Raw genomic sequence first — 25,634 nt, 5'->3', positions numbered from 1 at the left:
AGCCTGCATTGTTGAGTAGAAATGGCTGATTACTACCCGCTGATCGCCCGCGCCATTGCCGGACTGGACCCCAGTGCTCCCGGCGAGAGCAGGCGTGCGCTTTACGAGCGCGCGCGCGCCGCGCTGATCGCGCAGCTGCGCAGCGTCGAGCCACCTTTAAGCGAATCCGAAATCACCCGCGAGCGGCTGTCGCTGGAAGAGGCCGTGCGCAAGGTCGAATCCGAGGCCGCGCAGCGCGCCCGGGACGCGTCGCGCTCCGGGGACGCATCGCGCTCCGGCGACGCCTCGCGCGGCAGCGGTGGCGATCGCTCCCGCGCCGGCGACGCGTTCCGCGCCAATACCCGTAACCCCGCTCGATCAGCCGATGCGCCGCCGCCGGCCGCTTCGCCAGCTCCGCCGCCCGCTCCGGCCTCGCAGCCGCCGGCGCGTCCGCGCCCGCCCGCGCCACAGGGGCGCAACGAGCGCCCGCCGCTCGGACAGGAAGATCGCGGCCCCCGCAACCTTCGCGCCGACGCCGGCCCGCCGCCAACGCGTCCGCAGCAGCCGCCGCCGGTCCCGATGCAGGATCCGCAATTGCCGCCGACCCGGGAGCGCACGGGCGCGCCGCGCCGCGGCCCCGACAGCTCGCCGCCGACGCAAGGCGTGCGCGGCTTTCGCGACATCGCCGCCGACGCCGACGATCTCGGCCGCGCCGCCGCGCAAGCCAATCGCGCCGCGCGAAAAACCTATGCCAACGTGCCGTCGCCCTCGCCGGAGTTCGACCGGCTGGAGCCTAACCTCGAAAACCGCGGCGCCGATCCCGACGCGCCCTATTCCTGGGACGAATCGATCGAGGAGGCCGAGCGCTACGCGCCGCCGCCGCAGGCCCCGCGCCCGCGGGTGGCGGCCGACCGCGAGCCGAAAAAGCGGGCGCGAAGCGGCGCGGTATTTCCGTTCAAGAGCGCGATCGCCATCGGCGTGGTGCTGATCCTGGTCGGCGCCGCGATCCTGTGGGGCAAGGCGGTGGTGACCTCGGTCAGCGGCCTGTTCAAGCCGTCCCAGCAGGTGGTGGAAGCGCCGAAGGATACTTCGCCGCTGGCCAAGCCGAAGATTCCCGACCGGGTCGGCCAGCCGGCGTCGTCGGACGTGGTCGCGCCGGTAGGGCAGCGCGTGGTGCTGTATGACGAGGATCCGAACGATCCCAAGGGCAAGCAATATGTCGGCTCGGTGGTCTGGCGCACGGAACAGATCAAGGGCGCAGCCGGACAGCCGGCCGACATCGCGGTGCGTGCCGACATCGAAATTCCCGACCGCAAGTTCAAGATGTCGATGTCGTTCCGCCGCAACACCGACGCTTCGCTGCCGGCGAGCCATACCGCGGAACTGACCTTCACCCTGCCGTCGGATTTCGTCGGCGGCGGCGTCAGCAACGTGCCCGGCATCCTGATGAAACAGAACGAGCAGGCCCGCGGCCTGCCGCTGTCGGGCCTCGCGGTCAAGGTGACCGACGGCTTCTTCCTGGTCGGGCTGTCCAACGTCGATGCCGAGCGTGCCCGCAACATCCAGCTCCTGAAGGAGCGCAGTTGGTTCGACGTGCCGCTGGTCTATGTCAACAAGCAACGCGCCATCATCGCCATCGAAAAGGGCCCGCCGGGCGAACGCGCGTTCGCCGACGCCTTCGCGGCGTGGGGGGAGTAGGCGAAGCGCCATCCGTCATTGCTCGGCAGAACGCGCGAGGAGCAGCATGAGACGTTACCTGATCTTCGCAGCCCTTTCGCCGTTACTCGGCGGATTCCTGCTGCTGCTGACCTCCACGGTGATGTCCGGCTACTGGAGCCGTCCGCCGAATGCGGCCGAGGCCGCGAAGCTTTTGACGGTGTTCGCCAAGACGTTGCAATACAGTTATCTGTTCGGCGTGCTGCCGGCGCTGATGATCGGGGCGGTGGACGACATCCTGTGGCACGTCCGGCGCATCAGCCCGGGCTTTCGGATGCTGATCGTCGGCGCGATCGCTTTCGTCGCCGCGGAGTTTGTCTATGGCGGCCGCGGACCAGACAGCGGCGCGCTGCAGTTCGTGCTCTATGGCCTGGTCGGCCTCGTCCCCGCAATGGTGTGCTCGTGGCTCGCGCACGAGGCGATCGACGAGCCGCCGAAGGCGGCGCTAGGGGAGGCATCGGCGGAGCCGGCGGTGAAGAGCGAATAGGGTATGGCCGCCCGCGTTGTGGGATGCATACGCTAAGACCATGCATACCCGCGATTGTGATTTGTCGCATGTCGTGGCACTTGTAGTAACCGATTCAATAGATTCGGCGGTCCACCGTGCCATCACCGTATAGAGATTTAGTCCGTATCGCAGATGCCGCTACTGCTCCCGATCAAAGAGCGATGGCGATGCGGAGCTTTGCTCAAGAGCTTAATTGGGTTCCAAGCTACGAGGTCCAAGGAAATTTCGGCATAAGCTCGGTAGCTGGTCATCTCATCGTTGAGCACGGCTTGGAGAATGCCGCAGCTATATCATTTCTAAAGGCCCCTTACCGCTCTGCTCAGTTGCGACCGGATCAACTAAAAGCTTTGCTGGCGGTATCCTATAACAATCTGATTGAGTGGCATCTATTCATTTCCGATAGCGACGCACGATGGGTGAACAATCTAGCTGATAGATTAGCGACGCCAGAAGCGGATAAAGTCGTCGCGTTCGATCCCAGCGACTTGATGCAAGTGGTGTCGTCTTCTAGACTCGACGAACTGGATCGAGAGGGTGGTCTCCGAAAGTCGATAAAATCTTGCGATGATGCACTTCTGCAAGTGATCTCACGCTGGAAGCTCCTATTAAAGGCCGACTATCCAGAGGTTGAAAATCGGAATTTTTCCGCGTTGTTCAACGCGTTGATTTTTGTTCGTGGCTGTGAAGATCGCAATCTCGACAATGCACCCGGAAGTACCCGTGTTCTACTCGCTTCATTGGCTGAGCAGCCGGCAGATCAGATTGACTTGTCCACGATACTCAAGGCCAGCTTGGCCAAAACGGGCATCCCAGACGTGTTGGGCGAATTTATTGACGAGAAGGCTTTGGAGCCATTTAAGACCCTGGATTCGGCTACCGCGCAAAATATCTTTCGAGAGCTTTACGCTCCGAAAGACGCTGCTTATGACTTCAATTTTGCTTTGATGTCGAAGCACGCGCTTAGTCGCATTTATGAAAAATATGTTGCCTTGCTTCGACCGGAGCAGTCGAACGCCGAGGCTGGTCAGCTTTCACTCTTGAGGCCGATACCTCAAGAGGTGCATCAACACAAATCGGGAGCAATTTATACCCCGCAATTCGTTGCCGGGTTTTTTTCCCGTTTTATTCGAGAGAATTTGACTCCGAAAAGTTTTCGCGAACTGCGTTCTATCGATCCCGCGTGTGGATCGGGAATTTTTTTGAGAAATCTCTTGGAGCTACAATGCGATCCTTTTGCGCCCGGAATAACTCCTGCTTCAATAACGCATGCATTCTCGCGAACCGAGGCTATAGATAAGGATATCAATGCCTGCGAAGCCACTAGACTGTCGCTTGCCCTGCTTCACCTTATTGCAACGGGGAGTTTGCCGAAGGCTAGTTCGCTTCGGGTAAGAAATGCCGACGCGATTGCTGCGATTATGGACGGTAGTCTTGCGCCACGAGCGTATGGCGCTGTTATGAGCAATCCGCCATACGTTAAGTTGGATCATCTTCCCGAGGAAGACAGAAAAATCTTTGCTCAGTATCTCGGAGAAGACCATTCTGGTAGAATGGATGCATACATACCCTTTGTGCGCCTTTGTCTCGAATTGTCTCAGCCGAGAGGTATTGTCTGTTTGGTTCTTCCTCAGACATTTATGACTGCGGCAAATGCGTCATTTCTTCGTGCAAAAATCTCACTAGAATTCGATGTTAGATGTCTTGTCGACCTCAGCGCGGTACCAGTTTTCGAGAGTGTGGGCGCGTACACGATTCTGCTGGTTCTTCAGCGAAGAATAGTAATCGCTGGATTGGATCGGCCGCCTGCACAGATTGCTCAGGTAACGGAGTCGGTAGGGGCCGCGCTACAGGCTTGTCTGGACGGTCGAGAAGTAAAAAACAATCTATTCAGTGTCTTCCCTGCTGCTCAATCGATATTTCTATCGAAGACGTGGGTACTGGTTAGCCCAGAGCAAATACGCATCGACGAGCGGCTCTCGAAGCTGCCAAAGCTTTCCGAATTCATGACCGTCGCTCAAGGCTTTGTAACCGGAGCCGATAGTGTATTTATCCGGCCCCGCGACGCAATTCCTGACGCGGAGGAACGTATCTACGTGGACTATCTGCCAGATAGGCAGATTGGTCGCTATTCCGTTCCAAGGCGCACGGCCGAGGTTGTCCTTTTCCCGTATGAGGGTGATAGCCAGCTTTCCGAGGAGGAAATTAAAACTCGTTACCCGGAGACTTGGGCCTATCTTTGCTCTCACCGAGAATCGCTGGAAAAGCGAAGGTCTGTAACGCGCAGTGGCGTTCCTTGGTGGAAGCCTGTGCGCTCACGAAGTCCCTCTACGCTCCTAAAGCCGAAAATCGTATGTCCGCATCTTATGCTGACGCCTCGGTTTGCTATCAATCCTAATGGCAAACTAGCCGTGAGCCATAGCCCATTTATCATTTCTAAAGATGAGGGAGAGGAGCAAACTCTCATTCGTTTCTTTTGCGCTGTCCTCAATTCCACGATCTGCAATTGGTATATACGAACTTATGCGCCCAAATATGGGAGGGGGTATAATCGGTTGGAAGTTACCCTGCTGAATGGAGTCCCGATTCCGGATCTGGCTGCGGTTGATTCTAGGACACTGTCATCGATCACGGAAATGGTCGATCAAGTTTCAAAGAGGGCTGATGAAAAACTTGACGACGAATTGGACAACTTAATTTGTAGCCTTTACGGCTTCACTCCCAGCGAGAGGCAAGGCCTTTTTGGTCTAAAATGATGCCCGCGATTATCGTCGAAAGTGCGACATTACACCGAGACAGACGTAGGGCGGTGCGACGCCTCGTTGCGCCGTTGCTACCGCAACCGCCGAACATAATCGTTGAGCAGGTCGGGGTAATTAGAAACGCCTATACGATAGGGGTTTTGCCGAATGGAAGGCGACCCAGTTCTTATCTAAATCCAGAGGAAGTTCTTGTCCCAACACGAGTTCCGAACATACTTATGAACTACTACGAGAGCTGGAAACAAGGTGGAAAAGCAGACGAGTACTATCTCGACAGAGCGTATATGCATATTCATTTAGCTGCTGGATCGCTTCCTCAACAGATTTTTTCCTTGCACTGTGATCCATCACTCCATCCCTCATCGGGTCATTTTCAGTACAAACGTGGCCCCCATGTTCACGTTGAGGGGGCAAAACCAAATGTCAGCCATGCTCACATCTCTCTTTGCTTGATGGATCAAAATTTGGGTGGCGCAGATTTACCGACCTTGACCTTGAGCTTCGGGCAAGCTGTGAAGATGATTGCTGACGAATTATTGCCTTGCTGGGAACGTACTTGAAGCGAGGTAAATCTGAGCAGAGCCGATGGCAAAGCCCGCTCTGTCGCCTTTCCGGTCGATTGGCTCTACTTTGGCATGTGCAGTTGCCGCGTATGCGGGGGAACGACGATACACCCTCGGCGGCATCGTGACGCAACTTGCGCTCTCCTTGCGCGTTACCCATCTGATGGCCATGTCGAACGAAGAGATCATTGTCCCCAAGCGAGCCCGTTATCAGGGCAACAGCTCCGCCGACGCGAGTTTTCGCAGGTCCCAACCGCATGGGCCAGTGATCGATCAGGACGGGCGTGAAATCCCTGCGGAGACCTTTCGTCCGCAGTTCCAGGGTTTTCGTCCGCAGTTCCAGGGTTTCCGTTTCGATTTCGGCAACTCCGCCGCCAATCCCTTTGCCAATCTCACCCGCGAGCAGCGGCTGGCGCGGCTGGAGGCAATCGCGAAATTGCTGGACATCGCCTTCATCCTGCCCGGCACCAACATCCGCTACGGCATCGACGGCATCATCGGGCTGATCCCGGTGGTTGGCGACATCATCGCCACCGCGTTGTCATTATGGCTGGTGCGCGAGGCGCGTGCGCTGGGCGCGCCCTGGCACGTCACGGCGCGGATGCTCGGCAATGTCGCGATCCAGGGCGTGGTCGGAGCCGTGCCGGTCGCCGGCGACGCCTTCGACGTGCTGTTCCGCGCCAACATGCGCAATGCGCGGATGTTGCGGCGCTGGCTCGACAGGCAGCCGCGCTAGAAATAATAAACCCCCGGGCGCGAGCCCGAGGGTGTCATTCCCGTGCAGAAGTTTAAGCCGCCTCGGTGTCGGCCTTGTCGCCGGCGGGCGCAGGCTCGGGCGCGCGCGGGCGGCGCGGCAGCGGAAAGTCCTGGCTCTCATAGAGGTTGCGGATGCCGCTCTGGTCGAAGCGGGCTTCGTCGACCTGCAGATAGGCGCCGTTCAGCGAATCCGCCGGCAATTCCTCGATCGCAAAGCGCACGGCTTCGGCCGCGGTGCCAAATCGCCGATACGCGAAACCCGCCCGCTTCTTCTTGCGGATCGCGGCGGGAAACAATTCGGCGGCAGTGTTGAAGCTGAAGGAAGCCATGGTCAGGGACCTCTGAATCTTTTTAGTGAGAACGCGATTACGGTATCGCGAACGGATCGCACGGGCGCGCGGACGCGCCGGTACACGTCATTTCAGGACAGCCCCCAATATAAGCTCGTTTGACAGAAATGCGACTCCGGAGCGGGGCGATGATGAATCCGCCCACCCCGGTACCGGTTCCAGAATAAGTCTTTTTATTTCAATAGCTTGCGAGGATTACAGCTTGCCCAACAAGAACAGGACGAGCAGCACGACCAAAATCACGCCGCCCAGCCCCATGCCGGAATGGCCCATGCCATAGCCGTAGCCGCCGAAACGGCCGGAAAAGCCGCCCAACAAATAGATGATCACGATGATGATGAGGATCATTCCGAGCGACATGGCACTCTCCTTCGCCGCGGATGGACATCCGCCACCCCGCGCGTCCCGCAGAAAAGCATATTGCGGCGACTGATTCCATAGCGGGAACCGCTGATGCGGTCGGGTCTCGTCGTCTTCGCCAACGCCGTGCTCAGGTCAGGCCAGCCCTGGAAAGGCGCCTCCGCCACTTGACATGCAACACGGTAGATCCCGGCTCGGAGGCCGGGACGACGTTAAAAGAGGGGCGCGATCGCAGCCCAATTGTCGGGCACTGCCGCTTACTTCGGCTCGAGCTTCAGCGCCGCCGAGTTGATGCAGTAGCGCAAGCCCGTGGGGCCGGGGCCGTCCTCGAACACATGGCCGAGATGGCCGTTGCACTTCGAGCACAATACCTCGGTGCGGATCATGCCGTGGCTGATGTCGCGTTCCTCGTCGACATGGCTTTCCGCCGCCGGTGCGGTGAAGCTTGGCCAGCCGCAGCCGGAGTCGAACTTGGCGTCGGACTCGAACAGGGTCTGGCCGCAGCCGGCGCAGGTGTAAGTGCCCGGCCGCTGCTCATGCTCATATTCGCCCGAGAACGGCCGCTCGGTCGCTTTTTCGCGCAGCACCGCGTACTGCATCGGCGTCAGTTCCTTGCGCCAGTCGGCTTCGCTCTTCTGGATCTTGCCGGGCATCGTCTTGCTGTCGGACATGGAGGTTCCTCACACGTTGCGAAAGGGCCGTCAGTTGGTGACCTTTGCGCTGCTCACCAGGGTCGGCTTTTCGAGATAATTGTCGGCGAACAGTTTCTTCAGGTTCTCGACCTTCGGAATGTCGTTATAGGCAATATAGGGCTGCGTCGGGTTCAGCGTCAGGTAGTCCTGGTGATAGGCTTCTGCCGGATAAAACCCCTCCAGCGGGGAAACCTTGGTCACGATCGGCCGCTTGTAGACCTTCGCGGCATTGAGCTGGGCGATATAGGCGTCGGCGACCTTCTTCTGCTCGTCGGAGGTGGTGAAGATCGCCGAGCGATATTGCGTGCCGCTATCGGGGCCCTGGCGGTTCAGCTGGGTCGGGTCGTGCGCGACCGAGAAAAAGATCTGCAGCAGCTTGCCGTAGCTGATCTTCTGCGGATCGAATTTTATTTCGACGGATTCGGCGTGCCCGGTCGAGCCGGTGGAGACGGTATGGTAGTCGGCGGTCGCCTTGCTGCCGCCGGCATAACCGGACACCGCGTTGACGACGCCGGCGGTGTGCTGGAACACGCCTTGTACGCCCCAGAAGCAGCCCCCGGCGATAACAGCGGTCTGGAGACCGTCGGTGGGCTTCACGTCGATGCTGGGGGCGGGGATCACCACGGCATCTTCCGCCGCGCGCGACGGCGCCACGGCGAAGGCGGCAACGGCCAGCGCGCCGAGGGCGGCGGCGCAAAGCGACAGGCGGCTGAATTGGCTGCGGGACATGGGATTTCCTCTAGGGGTTTGATAGCGCGCCGGACTAGCGGCAGTCTAATGCGGCGGTCGCCGTTCGCAAATCGGCGCCGGCCCGCCCGATGCCCCAAGATACGCGGCGGGCCTCACTTTGTTACATCGAAATGGACACGAGTTCGTGAGTAAATCGCGGCTGTTCAAGGCGTTAGCGGCTGGAGAAATGCGGCCGGGCGGACCGCCATCGGCAGTCCGGCTGGCACATCGCCCGCAACTGGTCTTAAATGAACCGCGATCGCCCCTGAACGACAAAGCTTCGATGCCCCGGAGCGTTCCTTAAAATGTTGCGCGCCTTTCTCTTGCCAATCATCCTGCTGGCGGTTTCGACCCTCGCGCCCGCGATTGCCGGCCCGACGCTTTCGGACGACCTCGAGACCTGCCGCAACAAGCAAGCCGAGGACAAGGCGGGACGCGCGCAGGCCTGCGAGCGGGTGATCGCGGGGGGACAGGCCACCGGCAAGGATCTCGCGCTCGCTTATGCGGTCAGGGGGCAGGCGTTCATGCAGAAGCACGCCCACGACAAGGCGATCGCGGCGTTCAGCGCGGCGCATGACGCCGATCCGGACGATCCCAACTTCCTCTATGCCCGCGGCTTTGCCTATGAGGCAAAGGGTGACAACGACAACGCCATGGCCGACTACAACGCGGTGCTGGAGAAGCGTCCGAAAGCCTTCAACGCCATCTATTTCCGCGGCACGCTATACATGCGCAAGAACGCGCTGCAAAGCGCGCTCGACGATTTCAACGCGGCATTGAACATCAAGCCGGATCTCTACCGGGCGCTGGCCGACCGCGGGCATTTGCGCACGGTGACCAAGGATTTCGACGGCGCGCTGGCGGATTTCGCCGAGGCGGAACGGATCAATCCAACCGGGCCGATGGCCCGCAACTACCGCTGTCAGACCTACGCCGCGATGGGCCAGTTCGACAAGGCGCTCGCCGACTGCAACAGCGTGATCGAAAAGGAACCGAAAAATCTGTTCGCCGTCACGAGCCGCGCCGACACCGAACAGGCCAAGGGCGATCTGACCGCGGCGCTCAAGGACTACAACTTCGTTCTCGGCCTCAATCCAAATCATGTGCGCGCCCATGCCGGTCGCGGTCAGTTGTTCGAGAAGAAGCACGATCTGGCGCAGGCGCGCGCCGACTACCGTTCCGCCGCCTTCGCCTTGACGCCCTATGACAATTTCGATGTCGGGCTGGCGCGCCAGATCGCGCGCGAGCGGTTGGCCGCGCTGACGCCGCAGGCGCCGGCCCCGACCGACAAGCTTCGCAAGATCGCGCTGATCATCGGCAATGGCGCCTACAAGAATGTGCAGGAGCTCGGCAACCCGCCGCGCGACGCCAAATTGGTCGCCGCGGCGCTGAAGGATGTCGGCTTCCAGACGGTGACGCTTTCCAACGATCTCGCCCGTGACAAGTTCTTCGAAACGCTGCGCGCCTTCGCCACCGACGCGGAAAACGCCGACTGGGCGGTGGTGTATTACGCCGGCCACGGTTTCGAGATCGGCGGCGTCAACTACCTGGTGCCGATCGACGCCAAGCTCGCCGCCGACAAGGATGCCGAAACCGAGGCGGTGGCGCTGGAACAGGTGATCGCCGCCGTCGGCGGCGCGCGCAAGCTGCGCCTCGTGATGCTCGATGCCTGCCGCGACAATCCGTTCGCGCCGACCATGCAGCACACCATGGAGATGAAGCTGGTCGACAAGGGATTTTCGGACATCGAGCCGGCGGCCGGCTTCATGGTGGTATACGCCGCCAAGCACGGCGAGACCGCGCTCGACGGCGACGGCGTCGACAGCCCGTTCGCAACCGCCGTGGCGCGCGACATCAAGGAGCCGCATGTCGAGGTACGAAAACTGTTCGACCTCGTCCGCGACGACGTCTGGAGCGCGTCAAAACACCAGCAGCAGCCCTTCACCTACGGCTCACCGCCGGGACGGGAAGATTTTTATTTCGTGGCGGGGAAATAGCGTCATCCTGAGGTGCGCGCTCTTGCGCGCCTCGAAGGATGGGCCACATGCACTCTCGCTTGTCATCCTTCGAGGCTCGCCGAAGGCGGCTCGCACCTCAGGATGACGTCACACCACCACGCTCAGCCGCTTCGCCGCCCGCGTAATCCCCGTATAGAGCCACCTTGCGCGGCTGTCCTGGAAGGCAAAACTCTCGTCGAACAGCACCACGTCGTCCCATTGCGAACCCTGCGACTTGTGCACCGTGAGCACGTAACCGTAATCGAACTCGTCGTAGGGCTTTCGCTGTTCCCACGGGATCGTTTCGATGGCGCCGCCAAAACAGTCGCCGCGAACGGAAACCTTCGTCACCTTGTGGCCGAACTCCTCGTCCGGCGACAGCCGCATGGTGATGATCTTGGATTTCGACGCCGCGCGCGACTTCACCCGCCACAGCCCGCCGTTGAACAGCCCCTTCTTGCGGTTGTTGCGCAGGCAGACCAGCTTGTCGCCGGCGACCGGCAGGGGGTCTTCGATGTGTTGCTTTTGCCGCACCCGCATGTTGTAGGCGCGCCTTGTGTTGTTACGTCCGACCAAAACCTGGTCGGCGCTCATCACCCGATCCGGATCGAGCTCGGCGCGCGCGACCACCTCGCTCTCGCCATAGCGGCCGATGTCGAGCTCGCGGCCCTCGCGAATATCCATCGACATTCGCACGATCGGATCGTTCTGCGCCTGGCGATGCACCTCGGTCAGCATCGCGTCGGGCTCGCAATCGGTGAAGAAACCACCGCCCTGGATCGGCGGCAGCTGCGCGGGATCGCCGAGCACCAGCAGCGGACATTCGAACGACATCAAATCGCGGCCGAGCTCGGCGTCGACCATCGAGCATTCGTCGATCACGATCAGCTTCGCCTTGCTCGCCGGCGCATCGTCCCACAGTTCGAAGCTCGGCTGCTCGACGCCGGATTCGCGCGCGCGATAGATCAGCGAATGGATGGTGGAGGCGTTGTCGCAGCCCTTGTTGCGCATCACCAGCGCGGCCTTGCCGGTGAAGGCTGCGAATTTCACCTCGCCGTCGACGCCGTCGGCGACGTGGCGCGCCAGCGTGGTCTTGCCGGTGCCGGCATAGCCGAACAGCCGGAACACCGGCGGAGTGCCGTTCCTGCCGGGCTTGGCCTTCAGCCAGTCGGCAACGGCCTTCAGCGCGGAATCCTGATGCGGCGTAAAGATGGGCATGGGGGCTCGATGGGGAAGGATCGCGCGAGTGAGCGGCGACTCAACGAGCCCAAACCTAACCATTCGCGGCGCGAGCGCAAGCGGGCCTTCCGCCGTGCGGAATTGGCGCAAGGCTGGACTTAGGCCTCCCCGGGAATACACTATCGCAAACCAACAAGCCGGCCCCTCGGGAGAGACGTGATGAAATTCGGCATTTTTTATGAATTGCAATTGCCGCGCCCCTGGGTCGCCGGCGACGAGTTGAAGCTTTACCAGGACGCGCTGACGCAGTTGGAGACTGCCGACCGGCTCGGCTACGACCATGCCTGGGTGGTGGAGCATCATTTCCTGGAGGAATATTCGCACTCGCCATCGCCGGAATCCTTTCTCGCCGCAGCCTCCCAGCGCACCAAGAATATTCGCCTCGGCCATGGCATTATCCAGCTCACCACCAATCATCCCGCCCGCGTCGCCGAGCGCGTCGCGGTGCTCGATCTCTTAAGCCGCGGCCGCTGTGAATTCGGCATGGGCGAGAGCGCCTCGATCACCGAGCTGACGCCGTTCGGCCGCGACATGGAAACCAAGAAGGAAGTGTTCGAAGAGGCGGTCCGTGCGATCTTCCCGATGTTCAAGGACGGCGGCAGCGAGCATCACGGCAAGTATTTCGACATTCCGCTGCGCAACGTGGTGCCGAAACCCGTGCAGAAACCGCATCCGCCATTGTGGATGGCGTGCTCGCAGCTTCCGACCATCGAGCGCGCCGGCCAGAACGGCTTTGGCGCGCTGGGCTTCCAGTTCGTCTCGGCGGACGCCGCGCATGCCTGGGTGCACGCCTATTACAACGCGATCACCAAGCGGCTGAAGAAGCTCGCCGATTACCAGATCAACCCCAACATGGCGCTGGTGTCGTTCTTCATGTGCGCGAAGACCGACGAGGAGGCGCGCGCCCGCGCCGACGGGGCGACCTTCTTCCAGTTCGCGCTGCGCTTCTACGGCGCCTCGCAGAACCGCCAGCGCCCCGATCCCGGCACCGTCAACATGTGGGACGAATACAACAAGTGGAAGCGCGAGAATCCGGAAGCGCAGGAGGCGGCGCTGCGCGGCGGGCTGATCGGATCGCCGGAAACGATTCGCAGAAAGCTGCGGCGATTCCGCACCTCGCATATCGACCAGGTGATCCTGCTCAACCAGGCCGGCAAGAACAGCCATGAGCACATCTGCGACTCGCTCGAACTGTTCGCAAAGGAAGTGATGCCGGAATTCCGCGAAGATCCCGAGCACGAGGCCTGGAAGGCGGGTGTGATGAGCGGGGAGATCAAGCTCGAGGAGATCGATACCGAAGCCTTCAAGGATCGCTACGGCAAGCTCGCGGTCAGCGTCGCAAAGCCGGCGGTCGCCGCGGCCGGGTAGCCGCGCGCGACCGATGTCGGCCATGTGCGAGCTAATCGAAGATCGCGCTCAGCGTTGCCGGACTGTCGATTAGGACGGTGCTGCCGCGCACGCCGCTCCACATCCCGTGCACGATCTGTGGCTTGTTGGCCAGCGGAACGGCGAGGACCAGCGTGGTCGGGATGCGGCCGGGGCTTTGGGGCATCTGTTCGTTATAGGTGAAGGACGCAATCACCGGCGAGACGGCGCCGTTCACCGAAATACCGAAAGTTCCGCCCGGATAATCTCTCCCCGTCGCATACGGATTCGGCAGGTTCAGGATGACGAGCGCAAATGAATTGACGCCCTCGGGAAGGTTCAGCGTCAGGTCCGGAATCGGAACGAATGAGCCCGAGTTTGTCGTTTGTGTACCATTCGTCCGAGCATACAATGCCATGATCGCCCTCCCGCTGTTATTCCATAGAGTAACAACAAAAGGATTGAGTGAAGCAATCCCCGATTCGACGCACGGCTCCGCGACCCGATGATCCGATGAAATGAAACGTCTCGCCGTCTGGACCTTTTACGGAATCAGCGCACTGGCGATTCTCTATCTCGCGCTGTACGCCTATGCGATGTTCACCGGGCGCGCCCTGCAGCCGGGCGATCCGATCCACATCTTCCGCAAGCCCGACGCGCCGGATTATTCGGCGGCGACCGACATTGGCTTCGGCTGATGGCGGGAAACGAACGTGCGACCCATGGTGATGTTCTTCTGGGCGCGTATCTGGGTGTTGTCGTAGGTCCAGCACTCGCCGGAATCATCCAGGAAACAGACCCAGAGCAGATTGTATTCGGGTCCGTAGTCGATCAGCAGATGGGCGTAGGCCTCGCCCTTCGGCGTAACGACCGGGATCGGTGGATCTAGCTGCAGGATGGACATCGACGGCTTTCAATCAGGGGTGTGGCAGGACGCCTGATTGCAAACGTGGGGGGCGTGAAACGGTTCCGGCGCAAGGGAGCCTCGCGCCGGGTTTTGCGTACCAGCCGGCAGGAATTACGCCGACGCGGCGACGCGGTGGTAGTCGCCGGCGCCGGCGGGCGTGATCGGCAATCCGCCGTCGGCATATTCGTTCAGCTTGTTGCGCAGCGTGCGGATCGAGATGCCGAGGATGTTGGCGGCATGGGTGCGATTGCCGAGGCAATGTTTCAGGGTCTCCAGGATGAGGTCGCGCTCGACGTCGGCTACCGTACGCCCGACCAGCGCTCGGGTGACCTGTTCGGCCGCGAAGGTGGCGTGCGCCACCGCCGGCACGGTTTTCGGCGTATCGAGCCGGTCGCCATCCGGGGTGAGGATGGCGTCGACGCCGATCTCGTCGCCCTGCGCCATCAGCACCGAGCGATGCATGGTGTTTTCCAGCTCGCGGACGTTGCCCTGCCAGCGGTTGGAGGTCAGCACCCGCCGCGCGTCGGCGGAAATCGGCCGCAGCGGCACGCCGTTGGCGTCGGCATATTTCTTGGCGAAATGCTGCGCCAGTTCGAGGATGTCAGCGGGGCGTTCGCGCAGCGGCGGGATCTTGAGGTTCACGACATTGAGCCGGAACAGCAGGTCCTCGCGGAACGAGCCCTCGCGGACCGCATCGGCCAGATTGCGGTTCGAGGTGGCGATGATACGGATGTCGACCGGCACCGGGCGGGTGCCGCCGACCCGGTCGATCACACGCTCCTGGATCGCGCGCAGCAATTTCGACTGCAGCCGCACGTCCATTTCGGAGATTTCGTCGAGCAGCAGCGTGCCGCCGGTGGCTTCCTCGAATTTGCCGATGCGACGCGCGATGGCGCCGGTGAAGGCGCCCTTCTCGTGGCCGAACAGCTCGGATTCAAGCAAATGTTCCGGGATCGCCGCGCAATTGATCGAAATGAACGGACGCTTGGCGCGGTTGGAGCGGGTGTGGACATAGCGCGCCAGCACTTCCTTGCCGGTGCCGGATTCGCCGGTGATCATCACCGAGGCGTCGGAGCCCGCGATCTGCTGCGCCAGTTTTATGACCTTGGCCATCGCCTCGTCGCGGTAGACCAGGTCGCGCGAATCGTTGGCGACGGCGGCCAGCACTGCTGCGATCAATTCCGGATCCGGCGGCAGCGGGATGTATTCCTTGGCGCCGGCGTGGATCGCGGCGACCGCGGCGCGGGCGTCGTTGGAGATGCCGCAGGCGACGATCGGCACGTGGATGTGCTCGGCCTCGAGCCGCATCACCAGGTCGCGGATGTCGAGGGCGACGTCGACCAGCAGCAGGTCGGCGCCCTTGCCGCCGCGCAACACCCGCATCGCCTGTTCGTGGTCCTCCGCGTGCGTGACGGAAGCGCCGTTGTCCATCGCGATCTTGGTGGCTGTCGTGAGCTGGCCCTTCAATGTGCCAACGATGAGAAGCCGCATGGTAGTCTCCTGTTCGTCTGTTCGCGCCGGCCGTCCGCCGTATGCCTAAGAGAGCGTCTAGCTGCGTTCCGCCTTGATGATTTCCGTCATGGTCACGCCAAGCTTGTCTTCCACCAGCACCACTTCGCCGCGCGCAACCAGCCGGTTGTTGACATAGATGTCGATGGCTTCGCCGACGCGGCGGTCGAGTTCCAGCACGGTGCCGGGGCCGAGTTTCAGCAATTCGCCGACGTCCATCTTGGAGCGGCCGAGCACGGCCGACACCTGTACCGGCACGTCGAACACCGCCTCCAGGTCGGCGGCAATGCGCGAGGCCTGTTCGTCTTCGTTATAGGTCACGTCGCCGATCGGCGGGGCGTCGGCGGCGTTGAGATCCGGAAGCGGAACCTGTGCGTCGGTGTCGCTCATGATTTAGGCCCTCACTTCCTTGCGGTCTGATTGCGCGACGCCATGTAGCGCCCGACAAGTTCATTGATCTTGGCTTCGATCGCCGCGCGCTCCAGCACCACGCCGCCATCGGCCCACTCGATTTTGCAGTCGCCGGTCTCGATCGCCGGCTCCGCCAGGATCACCAGCCGGCCCTCGAAGCCGCTCTGTTTCGCCAGCCGCTCGATCCGCTCGCGCGCCGCTTCATAGAGCTGCTCGTTGATCCTGACCACCAGATGCGGCGTCGACACCAGGTGCGAAAAGCAGTCGCTGACCAGGCCGGTGATCTCGCCGAGCGGCTCGCCGGCGATCAACTCGCTGCACAGCTTGCGCGCCACCGCGACCGCGACGTCGACTGCCTCGGTCTCCATCCTGGTCTCGATGCCGGAGAAGCGCGCGGCGATGCCGCGGATGCCGACCCCGATCTCCTCCAGCGCCAGCGCGGCGCGGCGATCGCTTTCCGCCTTGGCCTCGCGTTGCCCGGCCTCGTGCCCGTTGCGATAGGCGCGGCCCTCGGCGGCGGCGATCTTCTGGGCGATTTCCGCGGCTGTCGCCGGCCGCTCGCGCGCCTTGTCCGGGGCGGAGAAATCCATGTCGAACAGGAATTTTGCGGGGGCGGCCATCAGTACACCAACTCGTCGTCGGCGCGGTTCTTGGTCAGCGTGATTTCGCCCTTGGCCGCGAGATCCTTGGCGAGATTGACCAGCAGCGCCTGCGCCTCGTCGACGTCGCGCAGCCGCACCGGTCCCATCGCCGCCATGTCGTCGAGCAGCATCTTGCCGGCGCGCGACGACATGTTGCCGAGGAAGAAGCCGCGGACTTCCTCGTTGGCGCTCTTCAGCGCGATGCCGAGCTTGTCCTTGTCGACGTTGCGCATCAGCGTCTGCGCCGAGGCGGTGTCGAGCTTGATCAGGTCGTCGAAGGTGAACATCAGCGCCTTGATGCGTTCGGCGGATTCGCGGTTGTCCTCTTCCAGCGAGGTGATGAACCGGGTTTCGGTCTGGCGGTCGAAATTGTTGAAGATTTCCGCCATCACCTCGTGGGCGTCGCGCCGTCTGGTCTGCGACAGGTTCGACATGAATTCGGTGCGCAGCGTCTGCTCGACGCGCTCGATCACTTCCTTCTGCACCGCCTCCATCTTCAGCATCCGGCCGACCACGTCGAGCGCCATGTCCTCGGGCAGGATGGCCAGCACGCGGGCGGCATGTTCCGGCTTCAGCTTCGACAGCACCACGGCGATGGTCTGCGGATATTCGTTCTTGAGGTAGTTGGCGAGCACCTCTTCCTGGACGTTGGAAAGCTTTTCCCACATGTTGCGGCCGGCGGGCCCGCGAATCTCGTCCATGATGCCGGTGACGCGCTCGGCGGGCAGATATTGCTGCAGCAGCCGCTCGGTGGCGTCGAAGGTTCCCATCAGCGCGCCGGAGGCCGACATCCGCGAGACGAATTCGAGCAGCAGATCTTCCACCACCTCGGCCTCGACGGTGCCGAGCGAGGACATGTGGATCGACAGTTCGCGCACCTCGTCGTCGTCGAGCAGCGACCAGATCTTGCCGCCATATTGCTCGCCCAGCGCCAGCATCAGGATCGCGGCGCGCTTCGGTCCGCTGATCTTGGGTCCCTGCGGACGATTGGCCTGACGGGACGCCAGCGAGGAAATGACGCTGGAGATGTCGTTGGCGTTGGAGGTTTGCGGCAGGGCCATGTCAGATCACGCGGGCTCGGAAAGCCATTGACGAACAATGGTCGCGGTTTCGTTGGGATTGCGCTCCGCCAGTTCGCCGACGCGGTGTACCGATTGCGCATGGACCTGGCCCTGGACCTGGGCGACGTCGATCAGCTGCGCGGTGGTGTTGGTGCCGGGAACCAGGCTCTGGCCGGTGCCATCGGCCGGCGCGCTGCCGTCGGTCAGCGCCGGCATCGAACCGCCGCCGGCGAGCGTGTGGACCTCTTCGGACGCCAGGATGCGCTTGACCAGCGGCCGGATCACCATGAACAGCACCACGATGCTCAGCATCATCATGACGCCGAGCTCGATGACGTACATCACGTCGTCCTTGGTGAACTGCAGCATGCCGAACATGCCCGTCGGCTCCGTCAGCGGGGCGATGGCGGGGGCCTCGGCGAATTTGAGGTTCACGACCTCGACCTGGTCGCCGCGCTTCTGATCGAAGCCGATCGCCGAGCGTACCAGGGTCGCGATGCGGTCGAGCTGCTCCTTGCTGCGTTCCTGATAGACCAGCTCGCCCTTTTCGTTCTTGGCATAGCTGCCATCGACCAGCACCGCGACCGAAATGCGGTTGACCCGGCCGGCCTCGGTCACTTCGGTCTTGGTGGTGTGGGATATCTCGTAATTGTTGGTTTCCTCGGTCTTCTTGCTCTGGTCGCGCGCGGCCTGCGCGTTGTTGTTGGTCTGATTGCCCGGCAGTTCGTTGTTGACGGTGACCTGGCCGTTACTGTCCGTGGTCGCCGAGGATTCCTCGCGGGTCTGGGTCGAACGCAACACCCGCCCTTCGGGATCGAATTTGTCCGAGGTCTGGGTAATCTTGTTGTAATCCATATCGGCCGAGATCTCGACGCGGGAGCGGCCGGCACCGACCACCGAGGATACGATCGCCTCGACCTGATTGCGCATCCGCTTCTCAAGCCCGGCCCGGCGTTCGTCGGCGACGGCGTTGTCGGCGTCGTTGCCGGTACCGGCGCCGTCGGCGAGCAACTGGCCGGCTTCGTCGACGATCGACACCCGCTGCGGCTTCAGGCCGTTGACGGCGGAGGCGACCAGATGGCGGATCGCCCGGATCTGCTGGGGTTCCAGCGCGCCGCGCACCCGCACCACGATCGAGGCCGAGGGCTCGGGGGTTTCCCGCGAAAACAGCGGCCGCTCCGGCAGCACCAGATGCACCCGGGCCGCCTGGATGCGGTCGATGGCACGGATGGTGCGGGCCAGTTCGCCCTCCAGCGCGCGCAGATGATTGATGTTCTGGACGAAGCTCGTGGTGCCCAGCGCGTCCGACTTGTCGAAGATCTCGTAACCGACGCCGCCGCCCTTGGGCAGCCCGCCCTCGGCAAGCTTCATGCGCAGCCGGGTGACCTTGTCCTTCGGCACCATGATCGCGGCGCCGTCGTTGCGCAGTTCGTAAGGAATCGCCTGGCGGTCTAGGTCCTTGATGATGGCGGAGGAATCCTCGACGCTCAGGTCGGTGAAGAGCGTGGTCATCTGCGGCGTCGTGACGCGCATGATGACGAACGCGAAGAAGCCGATCAGCGCGGCCGTCACCGCGACCATCGCCATCAACCGCGAAGCACCAAGGCTCCTCAGGAAACTGACCAGACTCTGCAAAACCAACCGTCCCCCAGATTCGGCTCCAGGAGCCGACTGGGCAATTATTGCCTATGGGATGGTTTCGATATGGTTAACGAAGGTTAAGGGCAGCGGCGAAACCTGGTCATGAAAAAAATCGGCTTCGCGAAGCGAAGCCGATTCTCATCAAATGCTACCGGTCGCAGCGAGGCTTTATTGCCGATATTGCTGAATTCGGGTGGTGCGCAGGCCGGCCAGGCCGTGCTGATCGATGGAAAACTGCCAGGACAGGAATTCGTCGACGGTCAGCGTGTAGCGGCTGCAAGCCTCCTCGAGGGAGAGCAGGCCGCCGCGCACAGCGGCAACGACCTCGGCCTTACGGCGAATAACCCACCGTTTGGTGCCGGGCGCGGGCAAATCCGCAATCGTCAACGGACTACCGTCAGGCCCGATGACGTATTTTACCCTCGGGCGATGGGGTTCTGTCATGGCGTACTCACAAACTCTCAACCACTGAACTCACTGTAACAACCTACGCCCCGCGGCTTAAAATTTGCCTAAGCCCAAGGCTTCAATACAAATCTCCTTGGAAATGCCGTAAACGCCCCGCGGCCCGGGGCGTGGGGGCACCGGGCCAAGGCAGGCCGATAAACGGGTTGGGGCTCGATCGCGGCTAGTCGGTGATGCTCTGGATCTGGCTGACCGTGTAGCTCTGGCCGTTGATCGACAACAGCGGCGGCGACTGGGTGAGGTCGACCGAACTGACCACGCCCTGAATCTGGGTGGTGATGGCGACGTTGTTGCCGGAGGCATCGGCAGCGGTTGCGGTGAGCTTGTATGAGCCGTCCGGATTTTGCGTGCCGTCGGTGCCGAGGCCGTTCCAGGTGAAGGGCTGGTTGTTGCCGGCCTGGACCGGGTAGGTGCCGCTGTACACGGTCTGCCCGGTGCTGTTCGTGATCGTGACATTCAGGGTAGAATTGGTCGGCACACTCAGCTCCCAAGTCGCCGACGAGTTGGTCAGCGCCGCGGTACTGCCGTTGACCACCGCGGTCTTGCCGACGAATCCCAGCGCCTGGGTCGACTGTGCGGTCTGCTGCAGCGACACCAGGGTCGCCAGCGAGTCGTTGGTGTTGATCTGCTGCTGCACGCCGGCGAATTCGACCAGCTGCTGGGTGAACTGGTTGGTGTCGAGCGGATCGAGCGGATTCTGGTTCTGCAATTGTGTCGTCAGCAGCGTCAGGAAGCTCTGGAAGTTGCCGGCGATCTGCGAGGACGCCAGCGCGTTGGCGGCCGCCGCCGAACTCGCCGCAGACGAGGATGAGGACGAAGCCGGCGGCGTGGTGGTTGCCGACACGACCGAAGGGGCGACGCTGTTTGTGGCCATGACTGTCTCCTCAAACCCTGATGTCGACGCCGCTGCTCGATCCGAGCGGGCGGCCGTAGCTTCGTCCGGCAATTGCCGCGGGAATCGTGTCGTCGTCGCTGATGACCAGCCGCTGCGTGTTGCCGCTGCTCTGGTTGCCGCTGTTCTGCCCGGACGACGACTGGTCGCGCAGGCTGAACTGCAGGCCGCCGTCGCCGGTCTTGAAGCCGGCGTCGTCGAGCGCGCGCTGCAGCTGGGGCGCGTCCTGTTGCAGCATCGACAGCGTTTCCGGCTTCTCGACCGTCAGATGCGAGGTCACCTGGCCGTTGTTGTCGACACTGATGCGAACGTCGATGCGGCCGAGGTCGGCCGGATCGAGCCGGATTTCGAAGCTGCTCTTGCCGGCTTTCACAGAGGCTGCGATCTCGATCGCGAGTCCGCTCAGCGGCACCGGCGCATTGGTCGCCGTTACGCTCAACGGCCCTGCGGCATTGGGCACCGCCGCGGCGGTGGGAAGCTGCGGCTGGATGGTGGCGGTCAGCTGGGAGCCGGTATCCGATGAACCGGCTGGCGTAGTTCCCGCACTGACCGACGAATGGTCATGGCCGGCCGCGGTGACGGGAGCTGCCGACGGGGCGGCGGCCGAGCCGCTGGCGGCAGGATCATTGCCGGCGTCTTTGCCCGTGGCGGCCGGTTGCGGCGTGGTGCTGCCGGTGACTGCCCCGTTTGGTGCGGCCGAGGCCTGCGGATCCGATTTGGCCGAATTGGTATCGCTGGCGCCGGCCGCGGTCTTGGCCTGCCCGGTGACCGGTGTAGTCGGGGCGGTGGCTTTCGGTGTAACCGGCGCGGCTGCCACGACCGCGGCGGTCAATGCGCCATCGGTTGCCACGGTCTGGGTCGACGGCTGCTGCGCCGGGGCGACGGTCGCCGGGCTCGGGGCCGTTTGCGCCGCGACCTTGGTGGTGGCCGAGGTCACGGCCGCTGCGGTAGCCGCCGTTACGGGAGCTGCCGCTGAGGTAACCGCCGCTGCGGTTGCGGTGGAATCGACATTGACCTGCGCTGATTGAGACGCCGGCGCCGCGCCGGCCGCGGTGCTGGCGGCGATTGCCGCTGCGGCAATCGCAAGCGGCGCCGTGGCGGCGTTGCCGGATGTCGGCGCGGCTGCGGGAGCATTGGTCGACGCCGTCGTCACCGCGATTGCAACCGCGACCGCGTTCGGCGTCGTCGCGGGCGTGCTGCCTTGCTGCGCCGCGGTGGCCGGGTCGGCCGTGGTGGCGCCGGCATTCTTGTCGGAAGCAGGCTTGTCGGATGATTTGGTGTCGTCGGATTTCGAGCCGCTGGAGTTGGAGCGGGACTGCGGGGCCGCCGCATTGGCGTTGGCATCGGCATTGGCGTTGGCGTTGGAAGCCTGCTGGGCTGCGGCGTTCGGAGCCGCCGAATTGGTGCCGGTCGAAGGGGCGGCGGATGCGGTGTTGCGCGACGCCGAATTGTCCGGCGCGGCCTGCGCATCGCTGCCGGACGGCTGTGGCGCCGGGGGAGGTTGCTGTACCGCCGGGGTCGGCTGCTGCGGCGCGGGGGCGGGGTCGTTGGCGGCGGCCGCCTGGATGTTGCTGTCGACCAGCGCGCCGAAACTGTCGTTGGCCTGCTGCGACGGGTCGGGCCAAGCGGGCTTGGGCGCAGCCGTCTGGAACGAAACGCTGTTCGCTGTATCTGACGTCACACTGTACACGGGGCGCGGCCTCTCGCAATGAAACTGGTATCTCCAGTCAGCAAGGACCGGGCCAGCCCCGGTCACAAATATTATCCAGATAATTCAACGGGTTATGTCGATATCCGATGAACTACGGAGTACCTTGGCGGCCGCCTTTTCTGCCCGGCGGCAAGATTTGCCGCTGGCCATGCGCAAAACGGGCAAGCGCAATTGCCTGCGGGGAATACGGCCTATATTAGAGAGCAGCTTTCGGGCGTTTCCCGCGGGGGCCGGTCGGCTTTTGCGGGAACCGCTTTCTAGTCGAACACGGGCCTTTGGCTGGCCCAAAAATCGCTTCCTGATCGCGGGACAGGCGTTCGATGCAGCCGCGATCGCATCGATTGAACCGGAACCATGCTCAACAGTCTGGATCTTGAGGGCCGTCCGCAGGACACCAGGGTCGTGGTCGCCATGTCGGGCGGCGTCGACTCCTCGACCACGGCCGCGCTGTTGAAGTCGGAAGGCTACGACGTCGTCGGCATCACGCTGCAGCTCTACGATCATGGCGCCGCGAGCCATCGCAAGGGCGCCTGCTGCGCCGGCCAGGACATCCACGACGCCCGCAATGTCGCCGAGCGGCTCGGCATCCCGCATTACGTGCTGGATTACGAGGAGCGTTTCCGCGAATCCGTGATCGACAATTTCGCCGACAGTTATGCTTCCGGCGAGACGCCGGTGCCCTGCATCGAGTGCAACCGGTCGATCAAGTTTCGCGACCTGCTCAAGACCGCGCGCGAGCTCGGTGCCTCCGCGCTTGCCACCGGCCATTACGTCGCCTCGCGTCGTCTCGCAGACGGCTCGCGCGCGCTGGTCTGTGCGGCGGATGCCGATCGCGACCAGAGCTATTTCCTGTTCGCGACCACCCGCGAGCAGCTCGACTTCCTGCGCTTTCCGCTCGGCGATCTGACCAAGCCCCAGGTGCGCGAGCTGGCGCGGCGGTTTTCGCTTGAAGTCGCCGACAAGCAGGACAGCCAGGACATCTGCTTCGTGCCGAGCGGCCGCTATACCGACATCATCGGCCGGCTGCGCCCGAACGCGGTGATGCCGGGCGACATCGTCGATCTCGACGGCCGCGTCATCGGCGCCCATCAGGGCATCGTGCATTTCACCGTCGGCCAGCGCCGCGGCATCGGGATTGCCTCCAGCGCGCCGCTCTATGTGGTGCGCCTCGATGCGGCGCAGGGGCGCGTCGTGGTCGGCCCGCGCGAGGCGCTGCGGATGGACCGGATTGCGCTGCGCGACATCAACTGGATCGGCGACGGCGCGCTCGATCGCGCGGTCGGCTGCGGGCTCGAGATGTTCGTTCGCGTCCGCTCGACCCGCGTGCCGCAGCCGGCATGGCTGCGCGCGACGGACGGCGGTTATGAGGTCGAACTGGTCGCAGGCGAGGAGGGCGTTTCCCCGGGCCAGGCCTGCGTGTTCTATGATGCGCCCGCGGGCCAGGCCCGCGTGCTCGGCGGCGGTTTCATTCAGAGCGCGAGCGCGAGGAATACATCGGCTGGCTTGGCGGCGCGGCCGCCGCTTGTCGAGGCCGTGCGCGGATAGAAATTTCAGGCAAATCATTTCAAGGCTGGGGCATGGCTGCAGATATCGACCGCGCGGGGGTCGCAAAGGCTTATGGGCGCTGGGCGCCGGTCTACGATCTCGTGTTCGGCAAGGTGTTCGACCACGGCCGCCAATCCACCATTGCCGAGGCCGACCGGATCGGCGGACGGATCCTCGACGTCGGCGTCGGCACCGGATTATCGCTGTCGGATTATGCGCCGACCACCAAACTGTGCGGCGTCGATATTTCCGAGCCGATGCTGCGCAAGGCGCAGAGCCGCGTGCGGGCGCTCGGTCTTGCCAATGTCGAGACGCTCGCGGTGATGGACGCCAAGAATCTCGCCTTCCGGGATTCCTTCTTCGACGCCGTGGTGGCGCAATATGTCATTACCGCGGTGCCGGATCCGGAAGGCACGCTGGATGATTTCATCCGCGTGCTGAAGCCCGGCGGCGAACTGATCTTGGTCAACCACATCGGCGCGGAAAGCGGTCCGCGCCGGGCCTTCGAACTGGCGTTCGCGCCACTGGCGCGGCGGCTCGGCTGGCGTCCGGAATTTCCCTGGGCGCGGCTGGAGAAGTGGGCGGCAAGACATGGCGGCGTTAGCCTGAGCGAGCGCCGCCCGATGCCGCCGATGGGGCATTTTTCCCTGATCCGCTACCGCAAATCCTGAAAGCATCAGGGTTCCCGGGGGAACATCCGCGCGCGCCGGCCGTTGCCTTCGTATGCGGATGAAATATGCGATTCCACTTTTGTGCGTGCTGATGGCGGCGGGCAGTGCGGCGAGCGCGCAGGCGCCACCGACGCCGGTCACCCCACCGGCGCAAAGCGTGCCGCCGGTTTCCGCCAACACCGATTGCGCGCCGACGCAGCCGGTGCCGCCGCGCGGCACCATCGCGCCGGAGGGCACGACCACCGGGCAGGCCGCGCCGCTCAGCGACAGGCTGGCAAAATCCGGCGGCGTGTTGTGCCCGCCCGCGGGCGTCGACCCGGAAATGCGGGCGCCGACGCCGGATGCCGGCAACATGCCGGTGATCCCGCCGCCCGGCAGCCCCGGCGGCGATCCCAATGTGCGGCCGAAATAAGCGCCATTTGCAGGCGTTTGGCTGATTACAAAGCGTTTTCGAGCGAAGTGGCTACCGGTTCGCGTGAAGAAAACGCGTCAAATAGAACAGGGAAAGCCTCGGTTTTGAGGCTCTTCCGCGTTTGCTTGACATGCCCTTGATGCACTTCTTATATGCCGCGCGTTCGCGACCGCGGTAGATAAAGCCGTGTGCGGGACGCCCTGGCGGGGTAGCTCAGCTGGTTAGAGCACGGGAATCATAATCCTGGGGTCGGGGGTTCGAGTCCCTCTCCCGCTACCATACTGCTTCGCGCCCGAGGCGCTTCGCAGGATTTCATCTTGCCAGACCGCGAAGCAGGCGCGACGTTTCCGTCCGATTCAATTGTCAAACAGCCTCTCATTTTGTCATTGCCGGGCTTGACCCGGCAATCCATCTTCTTCGAAAAGTGCTCCTTGCGAAGAAGGATGGATGCCCGGGTCAAGCCCGGGCATGACGAGTAGCGATCGATCGGCACAACTCCGCGATCTCGCCGCATGATTTTTTTTGCGCGAGGTATCCTTTTATTCCCGCCCTTCAATCAAAGGGCGCAAGGAATGCCGGGCGCCCGATGCGCCCGATAGCCGCGTGTGCAACGGGTAGTGGTAGAGCGCACACGCGTTAGCAGGTCACACCGGAATCACCCGGCATTCCCCACGCAATGGTTTACGGATTATGGGCGCGCTCTCCCCGGTGCTCGGGCTCTTTGGCCACCGTCACCCCTGAGAAGCTTGCTTCTC

General features: G+C 62.9%; 26 protein-coding genes and 1 tRNA gene. 12 read left to right on the top strand and 15 right to left on the bottom strand.

Annotated elements, in window-relative coordinates:
- The first annotated feature begins 21 nt into the window (after positions 1–21).
- From VK804_RS28395 to VK804_RS28375, 5 genes are all read left to right on the top strand, one after another.
- Complete coding sequence (locus VK804_RS28395; RefSeq protein ID WP_325376407.1) at positions 22–1,677, top strand: hypothetical protein; 1,656 nt, start codon at positions 22–24, stop codon at positions 1,675–1,677.
- Positions 1,678–1,723: 46 nt separating this feature from the next.
- Positions 1,724–2,182 (top strand): DUF5413 family protein, encoded by a 459-nt coding sequence (locus VK804_RS28390; RefSeq protein ID WP_325376405.1) that lies wholly within the window; start codon positions 1,724–1,726, stop codon positions 2,180–2,182.
- A 182-nt stretch (positions 2,183–2,364) separates the two neighbouring features.
- Positions 2,365–4,956, top strand: coding sequence for an Eco57I restriction-modification methylase domain-containing protein (locus VK804_RS28385; RefSeq protein ID WP_325376403.1), 2,592 nt, complete (start codon positions 2,365–2,367; stop codon positions 4,954–4,956).
- Between the two features lie 224 nt (positions 4,957–5,180).
- Positions 5,181–5,522, top strand: a complete 342-nt coding sequence (locus tag VK804_RS28380) for a hypothetical protein (protein ID WP_325376402.1) — start codon at positions 5,181–5,183, stop codon at positions 5,520–5,522.
- 166 nt (positions 5,523–5,688) lie between these two features.
- Positions 5,689–6,261 carry a DUF4112 domain-containing protein gene (locus VK804_RS28375; RefSeq protein WP_414642859.1) on the top strand — a complete coding sequence of 191 codons (573 nt, stop codon included), beginning with the start codon at positions 5,689–5,691 and terminating at the stop codon, positions 6,259–6,261.
- A 52-nt stretch (positions 6,262–6,313) separates the two neighbouring features.
- Here the strand turns inward: VK804_RS28375 and VK804_RS28370 are convergent, their stop codons facing one another.
- From VK804_RS28370 to msrA, 4 genes are all read right to left on the bottom strand, one after another.
- Positions 6,314–6,610 (bottom strand): hypothetical protein, encoded by a 297-nt coding sequence (locus VK804_RS28370; RefSeq protein ID WP_325376400.1) that lies wholly within the window; start codon positions 6,608–6,610, stop codon positions 6,314–6,316.
- 216 nt (positions 6,611–6,826) lie between these two features.
- Entirely contained in the window at positions 6,827–6,991 is a 165-nt protein-coding gene (locus tag VK804_RS28365; RefSeq protein WP_325376398.1) for a DUF3309 family protein, read from the bottom strand.
- A gap of 257 nt (positions 6,992–7,248) precedes the next feature.
- The gene (gene msrB / locus VK804_RS28360; RefSeq protein WP_325376396.1) at positions 7,249–7,662 is read right to left on the bottom strand and encodes a peptide-methionine (R)-S-oxide reductase MsrB; all 414 of its coding nucleotides are present in this window, start codon (positions 7,660–7,662) and stop codon (positions 7,249–7,251) included.
- Positions 7,663–7,692: 30 nt separating this feature from the next.
- Positions 7,693–8,412, bottom strand: a complete 720-nt coding sequence (gene msrA, locus VK804_RS28355) for a peptide-methionine (S)-S-oxide reductase MsrA (protein WP_325376394.1) — start codon at positions 8,410–8,412, stop codon at positions 7,693–7,695.
- 305 nt (positions 8,413–8,717) lie between these two features.
- On the opposite strand from msrA, the gene VK804_RS28350 reads away from it, so the two are divergent.
- Positions 8,718–10,409, top strand: coding sequence for a caspase family protein (locus tag VK804_RS28350; protein ID WP_325376392.1), 1,692 nt, complete (start codon positions 8,718–8,720; stop codon positions 10,407–10,409).
- Between the two features lie 108 nt (positions 10,410–10,517).
- Here VK804_RS28350 and VK804_RS28345 read toward each other — a convergent pair whose 3' ends face one another.
- Positions 10,518–11,627, bottom strand: coding sequence for an ATP-dependent RecD-like DNA helicase (locus VK804_RS28345; protein ID WP_325376391.1), 1,110 nt, complete (start codon positions 11,625–11,627; stop codon positions 10,518–10,520).
- A 180-nt stretch (positions 11,628–11,807) separates the two neighbouring features.
- On the opposite strand from VK804_RS28345, the gene VK804_RS28340 reads away from it, so the two are divergent.
- Entirely contained in the window at positions 11,808–13,016 is a 1,209-nt protein-coding gene (locus VK804_RS28340; protein ID WP_325376389.1) for an LLM class flavin-dependent oxidoreductase, read from the top strand.
- 31 nt (positions 13,017–13,047) lie between these two features.
- Here the strand turns inward: VK804_RS28340 and VK804_RS28335 are convergent, their stop codons facing one another.
- On the bottom strand, positions 13,048–13,431 hold the full coding sequence (locus VK804_RS28335; protein WP_325376388.1) for a hypothetical protein: 384 nt from the start codon (positions 13,429–13,431) through the stop codon (positions 13,048–13,050).
- Between the two features lie 100 nt (positions 13,432–13,531).
- Here VK804_RS28335 and VK804_RS28330 point away from each other — a divergent pair, with 100 nt between their 5' ends.
- Complete coding sequence (locus VK804_RS28330; RefSeq protein ID WP_325376386.1) at positions 13,532–13,711, top strand: hypothetical protein; 180 nt, start codon at positions 13,532–13,534, stop codon at positions 13,709–13,711.
- Here the strand turns inward: VK804_RS28330 and VK804_RS28325 are convergent.
- The 9 genes from VK804_RS28325 to VK804_RS28285 form a co-directional block, all read right to left on the bottom strand.
- Positions 13,678–13,917 carry a hypothetical protein gene (locus VK804_RS28325; RefSeq protein ID WP_325376384.1) on the bottom strand — a complete coding sequence of 80 codons (240 nt, stop codon included), beginning with the start codon at positions 13,915–13,917 and terminating at the stop codon, positions 13,678–13,680. The two genes, VK804_RS28330 and VK804_RS28325, sit on opposite strands and share 34 nt — an antisense overlap.
- Before the next feature lie 114 nt (positions 13,918–14,031).
- Positions 14,032–15,411 carry a sigma-54 dependent transcriptional regulator gene (locus VK804_RS28320; RefSeq protein ID WP_325376382.1) on the bottom strand — a complete coding sequence of 460 codons (1,380 nt, stop codon included), beginning with the start codon at positions 15,409–15,411 and terminating at the stop codon, positions 14,032–14,034.
- A 57-nt stretch (positions 15,412–15,468) separates the two neighbouring features.
- A complete protein-coding gene (gene fliN / locus VK804_RS28315) occupies positions 15,469–15,819 on the bottom strand; it encodes a flagellar motor switch protein FliN (protein WP_325376380.1) in 351 nt (116 codons plus the stop codon).
- 11 nt (positions 15,820–15,830) lie between these two features.
- Positions 15,831–16,460 (bottom strand): FliH/SctL family protein, encoded by a 630-nt coding sequence (locus tag VK804_RS28310; RefSeq protein ID WP_325376378.1) that lies wholly within the window; start codon positions 16,458–16,460, stop codon positions 15,831–15,833.
- Positions 16,460–17,542, bottom strand: a complete 1,083-nt coding sequence (gene fliG, locus VK804_RS28305; protein ID WP_325376376.1) for a flagellar motor switch protein FliG — start codon at positions 17,540–17,542, stop codon at positions 16,460–16,462. The genes VK804_RS28310 and fliG overlap by 1 nt, the downstream gene beginning before the upstream one ends.
- A gap of 6 nt (positions 17,543–17,548) precedes the next feature.
- Entirely contained in the window at positions 17,549–19,177 is a 1,629-nt protein-coding gene (gene fliF, locus VK804_RS28300; protein WP_325376462.1) for a flagellar basal-body MS-ring/collar protein FliF, read from the bottom strand.
- 174 nt (positions 19,178–19,351) lie between these two features.
- Positions 19,352–19,627 carry a DUF1153 domain-containing protein gene (locus VK804_RS28295; RefSeq protein ID WP_002714638.1) on the bottom strand — a complete coding sequence of 92 codons (276 nt, stop codon included), beginning with the start codon at positions 19,625–19,627 and terminating at the stop codon, positions 19,352–19,354.
- A 184-nt stretch (positions 19,628–19,811) separates the two neighbouring features.
- Positions 19,812–20,522, bottom strand: coding sequence for a flagellar hook assembly protein FlgD (locus tag VK804_RS28290; RefSeq protein WP_325376374.1), 711 nt, complete (start codon positions 20,520–20,522; stop codon positions 19,812–19,814).
- A 10-nt stretch (positions 20,523–20,532) separates the two neighbouring features.
- Entirely contained in the window at positions 20,533–22,221 is a 1,689-nt protein-coding gene (locus tag VK804_RS28285) for a flagellar hook-length control protein FliK (protein ID WP_325376372.1), read from the bottom strand.
- Positions 22,222–22,605: 384 nt separating this feature from the next.
- Here VK804_RS28285 and mnmA point away from each other — a divergent pair, with 384 nt between their 5' ends.
- The 4 genes from mnmA to VK804_RS28265 all read left to right on the top strand — a co-directional run bounded on the left by mnmA (position 22,606) and on the right by VK804_RS28265 (position 25,158).
- Complete coding sequence (mnmA, locus tag VK804_RS28280) at positions 22,606–23,796, top strand: tRNA 2-thiouridine(34) synthase MnmA (RefSeq protein ID WP_325376370.1); 1,191 nt, start codon at positions 22,606–22,608, stop codon at positions 23,794–23,796.
- 32 nt (positions 23,797–23,828) lie between these two features.
- Positions 23,829–24,467, top strand: coding sequence for a class I SAM-dependent methyltransferase (locus VK804_RS28275; RefSeq protein WP_325376368.1), 639 nt, complete (start codon positions 23,829–23,831; stop codon positions 24,465–24,467).
- 52 nt (positions 24,468–24,519) lie between these two features.
- Positions 24,520–24,879 (top strand): hypothetical protein, encoded by a 360-nt coding sequence (locus VK804_RS28270; RefSeq protein ID WP_325376367.1) that lies wholly within the window; start codon positions 24,520–24,522, stop codon positions 24,877–24,879.
- A gap of 202 nt (positions 24,880–25,081) precedes the next feature.
- Positions 25,082–25,158, top strand: a tRNA-Met gene (locus tag VK804_RS28265).
- The last annotated feature ends 476 nt before the right edge of the window (positions 25,159–25,634 follow it).

The sequence above is a fragment of the Bradyrhizobium sp. genome (assembly GCF_035484855.1).
GTDB lineage: Bacteria > Pseudomonadota > Alphaproteobacteria > Rhizobiales > Xanthobacteraceae > Bradyrhizobium.
This window is presented reverse-complemented; position numbering and strand designations above follow the sequence as displayed.